Below are 13,429 nucleotides of genomic sequence, written 5' to 3'. Positions count from 1 at the left end.
CGTTGTTCCCTACGCATCGTTTACTCGCTCCGCTATCCCGGTATCTGGTCGAGACGTTCGGTTTGATGATCCATCTTGGGAATAATCCCACGAATATCGGGCCGCAAGCCGGTCGTCAGACATAGCATACCGGAACCACGTCGTGTAGCTTTCGACATGACGGCGCAGGCAAAGAGCGAGATTCAGCTTTCGATGGTCGGCTATCTTCTTGATAGACAAATACCTGATATTTCTCAGGCTGACAGTCGGAATCAAACCTCTCAACCTTCGAAAAATGGCGTTCATATCTATCGAAATAGTCCAAGCCTGGTGCCCGCACGTGACCAAATTCATTCGGATCTGGCTCGGAAAATTCAACGGTTTTTCCCGAGTAGATAGGAACGGGCAAAATGGCCATGCCGCTCGGCTTCAGGATTCTACGGATTTCCGATATTGCTTTGTGATCATCGGGGATATGTTCCAACACGTGCGATGCAAAAACAAAATCGTACGCATGATCGTTGAATGGAAGGCATTGAAGGTCCACGATGTGATCAGCGCCTTTCATCTTCAAGTCGGCAGTTTCATATCGACCAAAGCGCTGCGAGAAAAACTCCCGAAAGAATGCTTCGGGGGCAACGTGAAGCATCCTCAAATGGTCTGTCTTCTTATCTCTTAAGACTTGCTGTAAGACTAGAAACTGAAGACGGTGCCGCTCTAAGGCACTGCAGTTCGGGCATTTCGCGTGTTTCCTGATACTATTGTGAGTAACCTTATCCAAGAAGGGGCCATGATAGCCACAAATAGGGCATTCAAACTTCTCTTTTTGAGAACTGCGACACTTGAAGATCAAGACATTGATGCTATTCCTCAGCCCGTAATACCGCATTTCCCACTCCTCATGTGCTGCATGCGCCCTAGGATTCGATGACTGGGTTCATATTCATGATGAACATCCGTTCTCAATCATCCTCGCTCAACTTCCATGCCGAATCTTTCTCAATAGGCCTTCAATGGTTCGCTTGGGATTAAACAGGTAATCGATGGCCTTTGAGCAAACGGCGGCGGCCAATCTCGGCAAACTCAATGGATGCCCCATGCGTTCCATTTTCTCCCGGTGAAAGGCCCAGAACTCTTTTTCTCTTAACATGAACACCGAGACAGCCAGGTAGTCATAGTATATGGCCAAATAGTATTTGAGTCGTGCACTGAGTTCTTCCTGACTCAAAACTGTCGGGCCGAACTTCAGGAGCCGATCAATATTATTTGGAAGATAGGTATTGTACCGCCGACTAAAGCTTCTTCCCGAACCCTCCCGTATTCTGTTGTATGATAGCACTTGATGCACAAAGCCAAAGTCCCAACTTCTCAAGATCCGAAGGCACGCTTCGGAATCACAATGGCTATTGGACGCATCGTAAAATGGCTCCGAGGCCCTCACGAGATCTGATCGCAGTAGAAGAGATGTAGGGTTTCCAAACACATACGGTTTTCCCAAAAGAGTCCATCGGCTGATCTCTCGACCAGACACCACTGAGCTGGTATAGGGCAAACCATCCCAGGACACGGCTTCTCCAAGCAAACCATAGGCGCCAACGATGGCGACGGTCGAATGGGCTTCCGCTAATTTCACCATTTTCATGATGCATTCCGGAAACAGCCAGTCATCAGCGTAGACAACTTTGCAGTACTTGCTGTTCGGCGACATCTGCTGAAATGCAATATTCCCATTTTGACCGATCCCGACAAAGTCTGAGTTATTATGGATGCGGATCCTGTTGTCTTTCTTGGCATAGGCTTCGGCGATTTCCAGGGTCCGATCAGCGCTGCAGTTATTGACGATGCAATATTCCCAATTTTCATAGGTTTGGGCCAATACGCTCTCAATACACTCAGACAAATAATCCTCGCAGTTGTAAACCGGCGTAAGCACGCTCACTAAAGGTTGTGACTCTGGCCTCATACCTCCGACCTCCGGCTTACTCTCTTTCGCCGGAACCTCCCGAAATTGTTAACTGGCCCTATATTCCCGTTACCGCAGTGCTCGGGATGGAACAGAGCTCCACGAAGACTAGCACCTATCTCAAGATGGTTGACCGGGTAAGGCGATAACGATCAAACTCCGGTAGCGTTTGCAGTCTGAATGAACGAAAATCCGACTCAACTATTGGCGAGAGATTGGTCTCCTGCTAAGACTCTTCACTCCCCCGTCATTCCCAAAACAGTCAAAACAAATTTCTTGTACGCTTCTGCAAATTTTTCCCTTGTGTGATTGGCGCGTGCGAATTCCCAAGCTTTCCTGGCCATCCTCTGAAGCTGGTCAGGAGGAAGGTTGGACACCATTCGCACAGCCTCTTGTATGGTATTGACGGAGTTGTCCTTGAACATCACGCCAAAATCCTCTACGTCAACACTCGACTCGTAGCTCACAAGGGGAATCAGCCCTGCATGCATACAGACGATTACATTCCCTCCTCCTGCTTCAGAGCAAGAAGGATAGACCACCCCCAGACACTTCTTAGCCATCACCGTAAATTCAGGACTTTCCACATCGACCCATCCAACCGCATGGATATTCGGAGTTTGATAGAGCTCTTTATGGTAGGCCGCTATGAAGTCTTCTTCCTTTTTTAACGGACCACACACGTACAGATGATAATCCGGCATTTCCGCAAACGCTTCTAACGCCAAATCCAAGCCCTTGTGCACGAAGCCATGGCTTCCGAACCACAGAAAATTCGTTCGACAGATGTCGAACTCTTTGTCATCCGACCAGGGGTACACCATCGGTGGCGCCTGAGGAAGCTTGTAAACCGGTTTACTTGAATACCGTAGTGTACTGACATTAAAATCATTGCCGCAGACAGTCACGCAATCTGCATGTTCGAGCGCCAGCGTCTGCTCGACTATTCTATCGCTTCCCTTGATCGTTATTCCTCTTCTCTGTTGGAGCTCCAATTTACGCTGATAGGTGGCATAGTTATTATAAACCCAATGAGCCGTATCCAAGTGGGCGATCTTGGTACAATCACTGTTGAGCAACCCGACGATCCTATCAAAATTAATCCGGTGACCGACGAACAACGCATACGGCTTCTTCGGCTGAAAGACATGATTGTGTGAATCGATCACATCCACAGAATATCCCAAGTCTAAAAAGGTTCTCGCGATCTGCAAACACCGCCACTGACTGGTATGTGAATTCGGAACAGATTCACCAGGCTTTAGCAGGAATGGCTTAATGTGATACGAGAGAAGCACATTGCCTTGTGATTTTCTTTCAGGCTCAAGTGATACCGTCCTCTCATACACGTTGGGGACATACCGCCTAACCTCTATTCCGAATTTCCTAAATATTTCTCTGGTTAATCGCTTCATCGTTCGATCGATCACCGAGTAATACGAAGGGGATTTTCTTGTTCGGACCGGAGGGAGACTGACTTTGATGAGGTTTATTGGAAACAGGTTCCCGACCTTTTTGTCCCCTGGCTCAAAATCTCTTTCTTTAATGAATGACTCTTCGTTGTACCATTGCCAGTGATCATACCATGTCCAACACTTATTCTTCTTATAAATATCCCTAATATCGTGCGCCAGAGCCTTATTCGTTTCGAAGGATACGTATTCAAAATGAAATCTATTCAGATGACTTAACATGAACTTGAGCGATTTATTGCTGACATAATTGGAGTACCATAAGTTAAAGTGTAGCTTGCCTTGCACCATCTTGACGGCCCGATAGACCTGTATATGCTCTTCATGCCCATACTCCCCCCAAGGATTATGGGTAAACACGTTGAGGCGCCCTAGCAAGTGCTGTTCAAGCTGCTGCCTCAGGTTCTCGTAATTCAATTTGTATTGTTCATTCCGATCAGCGATCTTTTTATTCGTAATCTCCATTCCATAGTCGGTCACCACCGGATTGTCCCAATCCCCGCCGTTGAACACCTCTGACTGATCGATATTGAGGGTGGACAGATTCTTCATCGGGTATGCTGCCAAACTCTTCCGCCTTCCGTCAGTCCACTCAGGGTAGGACTCGCTGTTCACAAAACAGACGACGATCTCATTTACTTTCTCCAGGATTGAACTAAACCATAGCACCTCGTCGTCCGGGTGTGCCGCAACGATGATGGACTTCTCTAACATTATTGGAAAGCGCATCATGCACCCAGACCAGAAAGCCTGTGTTGGTCGCCCCAGAACTGACGAAAACACCTTTGGGAGCTTCTCAATATTCGGCGTTCGAGTAGGGGCCCGTTTGAGCGATAGACGAGAGCGCTAGTCCATCCGTCCGTTATCGCTGCATCGGCACACCTTCCAATCAAGCACCGGCGAGACGATACCTTCCCGTTTGGGCTGCAAGGTGTATCCTACTCCCGACATATCGAACGTTAGGACTCGCTGAAGCTGCTCTATGACTCTCACTCCCTCGACGAACGCGACGAACGATAACTGATAGCGGCCAGGTCTCAGGAGACGGGGAGGAATCTTGGCGGTGGCACGATAACTACCGGGCTCTCTGACGCACCCATTCCATTCCGGCATATCGGTATCCATCGATTCAAAGACGAGATGATTCATCGAATCATAGAGCAGACATGTAACAGAAAGATTCCTTACGGGGACCTTTACTTCGTAGGCAATCTGAATCAGAAGCGACTCGTTGAAGTTTGTAATGGACAGGGGCTGTTCCTCAGTTGACAAAAGTCGTGCGGAGCTAAATCGGACATCGGAGCCATTAGAGTTGGAGGATTCGTTTGACCAACTCGACTTAAGTTCTGTCCCGGCTACCGCCGACAAATAAGCGGCCACCACTTCTCCAGCGGAACCGCTCCGTTTTAATCTCCCCTTCTCCAATTGCACGGCCCGTCCACAAAGCTGCGTGATGGCGCCCATGTTGTGACTGACGAACAAAACCGTCCGGCCCTCTTTGGCCACCGCTCCCATTTTGCCGAGGCACTTTTGTTGGAATCCCGCATCCCCGACTGCCAGCACCTCGTCAACGATCAAAATCTCCGGCTCGAGATGCGCTGCAACGGCAAAAGCCAATCGAAGATACATGCCGCTGGAATAGTGCTTGACTGGAGTATCGATAAACTTCTCGACCTCGGAAAAGGCGACAATTTCGTCAAATTTCCTGTCGATTTCCTTTCTAGTCATACCAAGAATCGCGCCGTTCAAATAGGTGTTTTCCCTCCCGGTTAACTCACCATGAAAACCGGTCCCCACCTCAAGGAGCGAGCCGACGCGTCCGTGGATTTCTGCGAAGCCCGTCGTCGGTTCGGTGATGCGCGAGAGTATTTTTAAGAGGGTGCTCTTGCCGGCGCCGTTGCCACCGATCACCCCGATGACTTCACCCCGTCTCACCTCGAAAGAGACATCCTTCAACGCCCAAATCTGGTCATCCTGTCCAAGATCGTCCGCCGCCTCCCTTCGCAATAACCGCCCTACCGTTCGAAATGGTGCGGTGAAGGCAGAAGCCAAGGTATCCCGCAGCGTCTTGTATTTTTCCGCTTTACCGATACGGTACTGCTTGCCGATCTCCTCTACTCGTATGGCAATATCGCCCATGATTCCTCGCAGTGGACTCAGTGTGAGACATGTCGTCTGCGGTCTACTCTCAACTTCGGCTTCCTTCTTCTCCGATGCTGCTTACGATGGCATCGTCAAACCACATCAGCAAAAGTCTTTTCCAGACGACGGAAGTAGAATATGCCGCTTACCAAAATCGCCAGGGCAGCCAGAAAGGAAACTATCACCATCGGCCCTGGCGCGGTATCCGCCCCAAGCAAAGCCCATCGAAATCCCTCGACCACCCCCACCATTGGATTGATGCTATAGAGTGTTCGCCATGGGTCTGACAATAGACTGCTGGGATAGGCGATCGGGGTTGCAAAGAGCCAGAGTTGTGTCAAAAACGGGATGATATGACGCACATCGCGAAAATGGACGTTCAATGCAGAAAGCCACAGCGAGACACCAAGCGAAGTGATCAGCGTCAGCAGAAGCATCACGGGAAGCCAGATCACCTTGACTCCTGGAACAATGCCGTAATAGAGCATCATTCCGATCAACACCGTAAAGGCGATCGCAAAATCGATGAGACCCGAGGTTACTGCAGCGATCGGGACGCATAGTCGTGGGAAATAGACCTTTTTGATCAGATTCGCACTGCCGACAAGACTATTGGACGCCTGACTCAACCCTTGAGAAAAGAAAGTCCAGGGAACCAGGGCGGCATACGTGAAGATCGGATACGGAATTCCATCGGAAGGGATCTTTCCCAATCGACCGAAAAAGACGCTAAAGACAAGCATCGTGAACACGGGTTGGATAATCGCCCATGCTGCACCTAGAGCCGTCTGTTTGTAGCGCACCATCACATCACGCCAGATCAAAAAGTAGAGCAGCTCTCGGTACGCCCATAACTCTTGCAGTTGAAGCGCCACCCACCCCTTTGACGGCTCGATCCGAATGACTTGAATGGTTGATTGCATCAGATAGCTCGTGCGGTTACTCGTTATGGTGATGTTGGATGCGGACGTGACGATCGATGCCATTCGACTGTTCTTTTAAGACCTTCATGGACGGATACCTTCGGCTGCCAACCCAACACGCGACGTGTATACTCTAGATCGGCGGCTCGCACCTCCTCACGAAGCCGGCTCGTTAGCGCCCCAAACTGCGGCTCAATCGATACTCCCATAATTTCGACTATCTGTCGGATCATGGCTTCTACTGAAACCAAGTGCCCGGTCCCCAAATCAACCGTCGAGCCTTCAATTCCAGAGACCTCCCCGGCTGCGATGAAGCCATCTATCACATCATCCACATAAATCCAATCGACGCGCCAGGCCCCACTCGTCAATTTCGGCTGATCCCCTCGCAGAAGCGATCGTATCGAGTACGGGATTACCTTTTCTGGATTCTGATTCGGTCCGTACACCATGAACGGGCGGACGATGACCACGGGCGCCTGATAGAGGCAGTGAAACATCCGGGCAAACGCGCTGCTTGCCCACTTCGATGCCGCATACGGGGAACTGGGAGAGCTGTCTACCTGACCGGCTTGAGGTTCGGTTAAGGACCCGGTCAGGATAATTCGGCGGCAACCAATTTCTGACGAAACTGTCAACAAGTGGACCGTTGAGAGGAGCTGACTGTGCAACGTCGGCAAGACATGGCGGATGTCCGCACCCCCGGTAGCCTGACCGGACAAATGGAACACCACGTGAGGCTTCACGCTTTCAAACAAGTTCTTGGTGGCGGCATAATCTTCGAGATCCACTCTCCACCATCGTGGATTCTCGGATGGAAGGCCTTCGAGAGTGCGAGAAACTGCATGAACTTCCGTTCCACATTGAATCAGCCGCTGACAGAGATGCGATCCGAGGAACCCACTGGCCCCCGTCACTAACACTCTATCCCCTCGACCAAGCAATGGTCGATTGCTACGGCTCTCTTCCTCAACAAGAAATCGGTCGGTCATTACGTGTCAGCGCTCGGTGTGGAAGCGCACGTTGTAGTCCATGAACATATCAGTATGGGACATGAACCGGACGGAAATACGCCGATGGCCTGCATTGGACTCAGATGAACTGAGAGCACATCAGTGCCGAAGCCTGTCACCGCAAAACGACCAGAAGCACTACAGCGCCTCACCTCCACTCCGTCGTCAGCATAAATCCCACTTCATAGCGCGGGTATTGGAATTGAGCTCCCGATCTATTACTGTCTATATATTGGTAGAGACCAAAGATCTCGCCTGTGAAGTTCCTGGTTAATTTATAGGCGAGTCTCGACGTCGCGGTGAGATTCTGATACGTTTGGTCGCTACTGATGGGTAGAAATTGATTAAAGGCATAGGCGATCGTCCCATCGAGGGTGAGCCGTTCATAGATTCGATGGCTGACTCCCAGTCTTCCAATATTGCTGATCATGGCTCCACTCTGCAGGAAAAATGATGGTCTGGCTTCCCGTAAAATGGCGAAACGGACAGCGGTATCCCGCTCAGGACTGGTTGTCACCTGGAAGGCGCCTGTCGGAAACACCTGCCCGCCTGGTTCGACAAACGTGGCCCCTCCTTGCATCGAGAAACCCCACTCTTGAAAAGCCTTGTCATATTCAGCTGCGAACGAGATCACATTGGTGCTAAAGGTCCTGCTGCCTTCGGACCTCACTTGCGAAATGAATATCTGCTTATACAAGGCCGCGACACTGTCGTTTCGCGTCAGCCGATATCGAGGTCCTCCCTGCCAGGTGTTAGTCAGCGTGTTGAAGTAAGTGAGGTTGGCGAGTCCGCTTTCTGTCCCTTGAACTTGCCCTACCCTCCGAAGCCCGAACATGTAGCCCCCTTCCAGAGAGATATCTCGGGACAAAGGGTATGCCCCCGTGACCCTCGTGGTGTTGTAAAGCGTAGGGGCTCGAAATCCTTGTACGCCGCTAACCAAGCTGTCGTCTTCCGGAATATCCCTTGCTCCCACCAGAAAGGACGGTAGGGTCGGAGAATATCGCAAGTTCTCCGCGACGTTCAACCTAGCTCCTCTGGCATACTGATCAACCCAGCGATCCAATCCAACGTTGGCAGAGAGCAACGCGGCGAAATAATTCCGATTCGAGTTTACCACCAAGGCATTGAATGTGCCTCCCATCCTCACATCCGCTTCTATGTCACGCGTCTTGTGGATCAGATCTATCCCACCGCCCATGGTCGTTACAAAATCCTGGGGCTGCGTGCCCGGCGCTAATAACTGCACCGGCGTACGATACACATTGGAATCATACCGTGACCGCACGATCGCCGATGGGACGATGAGCGTCTCTGCATGGACCGACAACGCCGGCAACGCCTCCCAGAGAAGCACGGCAGCAACCATGCATCTGAACAACCGGCTGATCTCAACATACCTACAAGACCACAATAGAATCACCAATAAGCAGAATCATCCATAAGACCCCACGAGAATCACCCGCACTGCTTTTCAGGGACGACTGCTCGCAGCTGAAGAGTCAGCGGCTCACCGATCCGATTGCCGTAGCGTCTGCATAGGACGTGAAGAAGCTAGAGCCAGCGGGGCCTCTGATGTTCTGCATGGCTCTGTCACGGTACAACGACCGTGTCGCCGGATGCTAGGACGATGTTACCCGGTTCGCCACGACCGCTGACGAGATCATCATAACGCAGCGGAATGTGAATCTCCTGCCGTTTGTGACCGGGACTTTCAATCACCCGCACAACTTGCAACCGATTCTTGCTCGCATAGTTTGTGAAGCCTCCAGCCATGGAAATAGCTTGGAGTACTGTAACGTACGATTTGAGCTGATACTTGCCCGGCTTGGTAACTTCTCCCAACACAAACACCGAATAACTGTTGAGTTCTTTGACGTTGACCGATACCGAAGGATTTTGGATATAGCCCTTGAGACGCTCGGTAATCTGCGCGGCAAGCGCCTCTGCGGTGAGGCCCGCCGCCTGAACGTCCCCGATGATCGGCATCGACACATATCCATCCGGTCGTATCAAGGTAACTCTTGACAGATCCGGATTCTTCCAGACAGTGATTTCTATGAGGTCCTCAGAGCCGAGAAGGAATTCGGTCGGAACATCGGAGGCTTTATATTCTCTCGATGTCACCGGTCCCAGACAACCGGCTTGGACGGCAAAGGAGCACGACAAGAGCCCAATCAATAGAGCCCGCATCATCGACAAATATGCCGTGCGCATCCCTGTCCATCTCGCGTAGTAACCCACAGTAATCCTTTCTGGTCTTCCCTAGCGACCAGGGAAGACCACCATCGACTCACTCGGAACCACGAGCGTATCACCAGGCTTGAGTTCAAAATTATCACTGATCCCGCTGCGTAGCACGATATCGTCGTAGCTCGCCGTGAATCGCTTCGTGCCTGGAGCACTTTCAATAAACCGGAAAATAACTATTTGATTTCGCGCTGCCGTTTCTTTGAATCCGCCTGCGATGGTAATCCCCTGGAGGAGCGTCATTTTACTTTTTAACGGATATTTCCCGGGATGAGCAACTTCGCCCAACAGGAAAACATTGGAACTATTGACCTCTTTCAACGTCACGGCGACGACGGGATTTTGGACGTACTCCTTCAGTTTGTTCGTCATTTCCTCCGCCAATTGGGTAGGCGTTTTCCCTACGGCCACTACGTCACGAATGATCGGCATAGAAATTCGTCCATCAGGACGTACTTGCACCTGTCTTGACAGGTCCGGATTCCTCCATACGGTAATGTCCAAGACATCTTCGGCGCCGATCACATATTCGCTGCTGACCGCGTTCGACAGCTTGTCCATCATCACCTGACTGATCGCTTTCTCGGTCTGCGCCGTCGCAGCGGGCAATGCCGTGGTATCTGTCGGCGATTTACCGACACTGGGTGGCTTGACCGAACCCGAATCACAGAATCCGGAGCCCGAGCTGACCGCAAGCGTCAGTGAGATGATGAGAACCCAGAGGGAGTGTTTCATGATCATCGTGCTTTCTGTTGGCACAGCGCCTGCGCCGAACCCAACGCTCAAATTATACACGTCTTCCGAGACTGCTTCAGACACGCGAGAATTACTTGTCGACGTCTTGGTACCCAGTCGCTGCAACGACGCCCGTCTCCCGCTTCCCGGTCAGATCGATGCGCGTACTCTTGCGCAGCGAATCGGGATGGTTATACAGGGCATGATCGAATACGTGCAGAAAATAAAACTTGTCCCTCCAGGCACTGTTCCTGTTCTGAGGGGGCACATAGTATTTCAACCCGTATACGGGAGAGAACTTACGCATAGAGAAGTTGGCTTTGAAATCGGACATCGCCAACCTTTCGCCGTTATAGTCACCGTACGTGTATCCGAGAATGTCGTCACAATAACAGAGAACCCTAGGCAACAGCAGGCGCTCGTCCATTTCAAATATCTTAAACGCGTTCTTGGTCGAGCTGTAGAAGTCGAGATCAACTGAGACAAATGCGATGGGAGCTGGTCTTGAAGCCAGAAAGTCCGGGACAGTCTGTTCGACCAACCCCAGCATTAACCGGGCACGGCGCAAACGCTTTTCCAGTTCCTGCCTATCCATGGGATACTGCCCATCGAAGAATCTATTCGGTAGGTCGCGGTAATCTTGTGGCTTAGGAAGCCCTCTTTCCGCGTCAAACCCATAGACATCAATCCCAATACTCACCATTGGTTCAACCAGCTCCGCTGCTCTCTCCATAGCAAGCAAACCCCGCCCCCCCGCTACGCCAAACTCGATCACCGAAATTCTTCCATACCCCAAGACCTTTCCAAGCGCTGCTCCCTGAAGCACGCACCAGATATACGCTTCATGTTTCTTACAGACTGGATCCCTCGCTAATTTCGAAAAACTCGACCTCAGCCATTCGTATATGTTGTCAAATATAACCTCGCCACCCGTAACCTGCTCCTCTTCATCGAGCCAACGACGAAGTCTCCTGACGCAAACTTTTATGATTTTTTTATCACCCCCATAAGTATAACAGCGCTCCTACAGATTCGCCCCTCATCCAAACGATGCAAGGTATCGAGGTATCCACGTCATCCCGCCTGCCCTTCCTGCAACCCCAATATAGGCCACCCACGCCCTTCACTCTACCGCCAAATAAAATGGCTGAGCATGATGGGATACGAACCGGTGAACCATGGAAAGGGCATGGGGAGTGCCGATATCAATATACCGCCCTGTCGGGAATGTGACTCCCTCGACCTTGAGTTGAGCCTTCACCGCCGCTTTCAGTACGACTCCCATCGGAATGTCACCCTGAGCATCGATTCTGCGATTACCAACCACCCCAGCCTTTTCCCCTCGTTTCACCCGGCGCAAAAACTGATGCATAAACTCCGTAAACACAGGTGTCCACACGGCGCACAACCAAGCATATCGTAGCCGTGATGTTCTTGGCTTTAGATGAATCGCACGAACGCGAAACGCCGCGTCAATATCGATCATGTCCATGGCCTTGGCGTCATGTGCAGGGAACAGCGCCAACACCACGTCGCCTCCAGAGCAATCCAACCGATCCAGTAGTTTACCAAATACATCTTGCGGACGAAGAATAATATCTGGGAAGCCGAACGCTATGATTTTGTCCTTCACGAAGGGATATGCCCGATCGATCGTATCAGGCGGACCACTCGAACTCTCAATTACTACATAGGCCAGGTTCATCCCTAACATGCTCCCGCCTTCCCAGTAAGCTGGAATATCCCATTTGCCCTGCCGAATGACGATAAAACCCTTCCGAACACCCGCTCGTTGTAAAGATTCAAGCAGATAGTGACTGACCACCCTGAAGCGTGGCCCTTGGAGACCAGCCATGGCCTGCAATCCGACAGGAAGGATTTCTTTGCTGCATGGAAGCGGAGCCAGTCGAAGAGATCTGCCAGCTGCAGGAAGTACCGCCACTACTTCGTTCCGCCGATTGGTCCCACCTCTCATCTGGTCATTTGATCATCTAAAATCAAACTTCACAGTCATCATGGGCGGTGTTACAGCTTATGTTGATATGTCAGCACACCGGCATCGGCAGTTTCGTCATCATAGAGTGACACAAGGTCGGCAGGGATATGTGAGAGATCGCTAGCCCTTAAATAATCCCTCATGGTGGTTCCGGTGCACGCTTCATCCACCCGTGGGGCTCCTTTCCTTCCTGCTACATCATCAAGATTCACAACACGAAAGTCTATGCTGAAGCGAGTTTTCCCCGAAGTATTGGGCACACTCGAGTGCATCTGGGCCGCCGAAAATAAAATGATGCCTCCCGCCGGCACGATGAGGCGAATCTGGGGGTCAAGCACAAGCGATTCGGTCGGCTTTGGTAGCGGCCTGGGATCTTCTTTTAGGAACTGGGCGACATGTGCTCCGCGATTTTGCTGGTTCCACGCATAATAATTATACCCCTTGGAGCTGTTCTTTACCGGAACGTTCCAGTACCGTGGATGAAAAGCCATGGCATTGTTCGATTGGATATCATAGATCGGGATCCACCAATTGATTTGGCATGGTGGCGCCGAATACCACGTATCTCGATGTGGATGCCAGGCATAAGCAATTCCCGTCGTCAGATAATTATCGCTGGTAGAGCTTCGCATCTTCGGCACATCAAAATAGGTCTTCTCAAGATCACAGCCCAGCTCGTCAAAAATGTCCCGCATGAGTGCTTTCGATTCGGAATGATGGATAAAATTCGGCTTCAGCTTCCCAAGGAGGTCGGCGTACTGCTCAACGGAAAGATGTCGTTGAGCCGTCTCCGGATCATAAGGAGCAAAAGCTTCCTTGATCAATTTTCTGGCGAATTCGATAAACGCGAGAGTACTCCTCCTCGGAGAATATACGAGCAGCTGGCCTTGATATAACTCTTCCCGGCGGCGTTCATCCGAGAATGGAGGGTCATAATAGATAGCATTCATAATCCATTC

The 13,429-nt window shown here is 51.0% G+C and carries 12 protein-coding genes; all 12 read right to left on the bottom strand.

Going from position 1 to position 13,429, the window contains the following annotated elements; translation table 11 throughout:
- Positions 1-115: 115 nt before the first annotated feature.
- On the bottom strand, positions 116-628 hold the full coding sequence (locus P0120_23270) for a class I SAM-dependent methyltransferase (GenBank protein ID MDF0677229.1): 513 nt from the start codon (positions 626-628) through the stop codon (positions 116-118).
- 327 nt (positions 629-955) lie between these two features.
- Positions 956-1,942, bottom strand: coding sequence for a glycosyltransferase family 2 protein (locus tag P0120_23265; GenBank protein ID MDF0677228.1), 987 nt, complete (start codon positions 1,940-1,942; stop codon positions 956-958).
- Positions 1,943-2,178: 236 nt separating this feature from the next.
- Positions 2,179-4,128 carry a PIG-L family deacetylase gene (locus P0120_23260; protein MDF0677227.1) on the bottom strand — a complete coding sequence of 650 codons (1,950 nt, stop codon included), beginning with the start codon at positions 4,126-4,128 and terminating at the stop codon, positions 2,179-2,181.
- 132 nt (positions 4,129-4,260) lie between these two features.
- A complete protein-coding gene (locus tag P0120_23255; GenBank protein ID MDF0677226.1) occupies positions 4,261-5,553 on the bottom strand; it encodes an ABC transporter ATP-binding protein in 1,293 nt (430 codons plus the stop codon).
- Between the two features lie 95 nt (positions 5,554-5,648).
- Positions 5,649-6,479 (bottom strand): ABC transporter permease, encoded by an 831-nt coding sequence (locus tag P0120_23250; GenBank protein MDF0677225.1) that lies wholly within the window; start codon positions 6,477-6,479, stop codon positions 5,649-5,651.
- 23 nt (positions 6,480-6,502) lie between these two features.
- Complete coding sequence (locus P0120_23245; GenBank protein MDF0677224.1) at positions 6,503-7,471, bottom strand: NAD(P)-dependent oxidoreductase; 969 nt, start codon at positions 7,469-7,471, stop codon at positions 6,503-6,505.
- A 169-nt stretch (positions 7,472-7,640) separates the two neighbouring features.
- The gene (locus tag P0120_23240) at positions 7,641-8,846 is read right to left on the bottom strand and encodes an outer membrane beta-barrel protein (GenBank protein MDF0677223.1); all 1,206 of its coding nucleotides are present in this window, start codon (positions 8,844-8,846) and stop codon (positions 7,641-7,643) included.
- Between the two features lie 236 nt (positions 8,847-9,082).
- On the bottom strand, positions 9,083-9,706 hold the full coding sequence (locus P0120_23235) for a polysaccharide export protein (protein MDF0677222.1): 624 nt from the start codon (positions 9,704-9,706) through the stop codon (positions 9,083-9,085).
- A gap of 48 nt (positions 9,707-9,754) precedes the next feature.
- On the bottom strand, positions 9,755-10,474 hold the full coding sequence (locus P0120_23230) for a polysaccharide biosynthesis/export family protein (protein ID MDF0677221.1): 720 nt from the start codon (positions 10,472-10,474) through the stop codon (positions 9,755-9,757).
- Between the two features lie 91 nt (positions 10,475-10,565).
- Complete coding sequence (locus tag P0120_23225; protein MDF0677220.1) at positions 10,566-11,249, bottom strand: hypothetical protein; 684 nt, start codon at positions 11,247-11,249, stop codon at positions 10,566-10,568.
- Between the two features lie 348 nt (positions 11,250-11,597).
- Positions 11,598-12,329: a hypothetical protein gene (locus P0120_23220; GenBank protein MDF0677219.1), complete on the bottom strand. Its 732-nt coding sequence runs from the start codon at positions 12,327-12,329 to the stop codon at positions 11,598-11,600.
- Between the two features lie 170 nt (positions 12,330-12,499).
- The gene (locus P0120_23215) at positions 12,500-13,420 is read right to left on the bottom strand and encodes a phytanoyl-CoA dioxygenase family protein (protein MDF0677218.1); all 921 of its coding nucleotides are present in this window, start codon (positions 13,418-13,420) and stop codon (positions 12,500-12,502) included.
- Positions 13,421-13,429 lie beyond the last annotated feature (9 nt).

It is taken from the genome of Nitrospira sp., from assembly GCA_029194675.1.
Lineage (GTDB): Bacteria > Nitrospirota > Nitrospiria > Nitrospirales > Nitrospiraceae > Nitrospira_D.
This window is presented reverse-complemented; position numbering and strand designations above follow the sequence as displayed.

Coding starts and splice junctions, on each gene's coding strand:
- P0120_23265 (MDF0677228.1), bottom strand. CDS start 1,942: ATGAGGCCAGAGTCACAACCTTTAGTGAGCGTGCTTACGCCGGTTTAC.
- P0120_23220 (MDF0677219.1), bottom strand. CDS start 12,329: ATGGCTGGTCTCCAAGGGCCACGCTTCAGGGTGGTCAGTCACTATCTG.
- P0120_23255 (MDF0677226.1), bottom strand. CDS start 5,553: ATGGGCGATATTGCCATACGAGTAGAGGAGATCGGCAAGCAGTACCGT.
- P0120_23270 (MDF0677229.1), bottom strand. CDS start 628: ATGCTTCACGTTGCCCCCGAAGCATTCTTTCGGGAGTTTTTCTCGCAG.
- P0120_23215 (MDF0677218.1), bottom strand. CDS start 13,420: ATGAATGCTATCTATTATGACCCTCCATTCTCGGATGAACGCCGCCGG.
- P0120_23235 (MDF0677222.1), bottom strand. CDS start 9,706: ATGCGCACGGCATATTTGTCGATGATGCGGGCTCTATTGATTGGGCTC.
- P0120_23230 (MDF0677221.1), bottom strand. CDS start 10,474: ATGAAACACTCCCTCTGGGTTCTCATCATCTCACTGACGCTTGCGGTC.
- P0120_23250 (MDF0677225.1), bottom strand. CDS start 6,479: ATGCAATCAACCATTCAAGTCATTCGGATCGAGCCGTCAAAGGGGTGG.
- P0120_23260 (MDF0677227.1), bottom strand. CDS start 4,128: ATGTTAGAGAAGTCCATCATCGTTGCGGCACACCCGGACGACGAGGTG.
- P0120_23245 (MDF0677224.1), bottom strand. CDS start 7,471: ATGACCGACCGATTTCTTGTTGAGGAAGAGAGCCGTAGCAATCGACCA.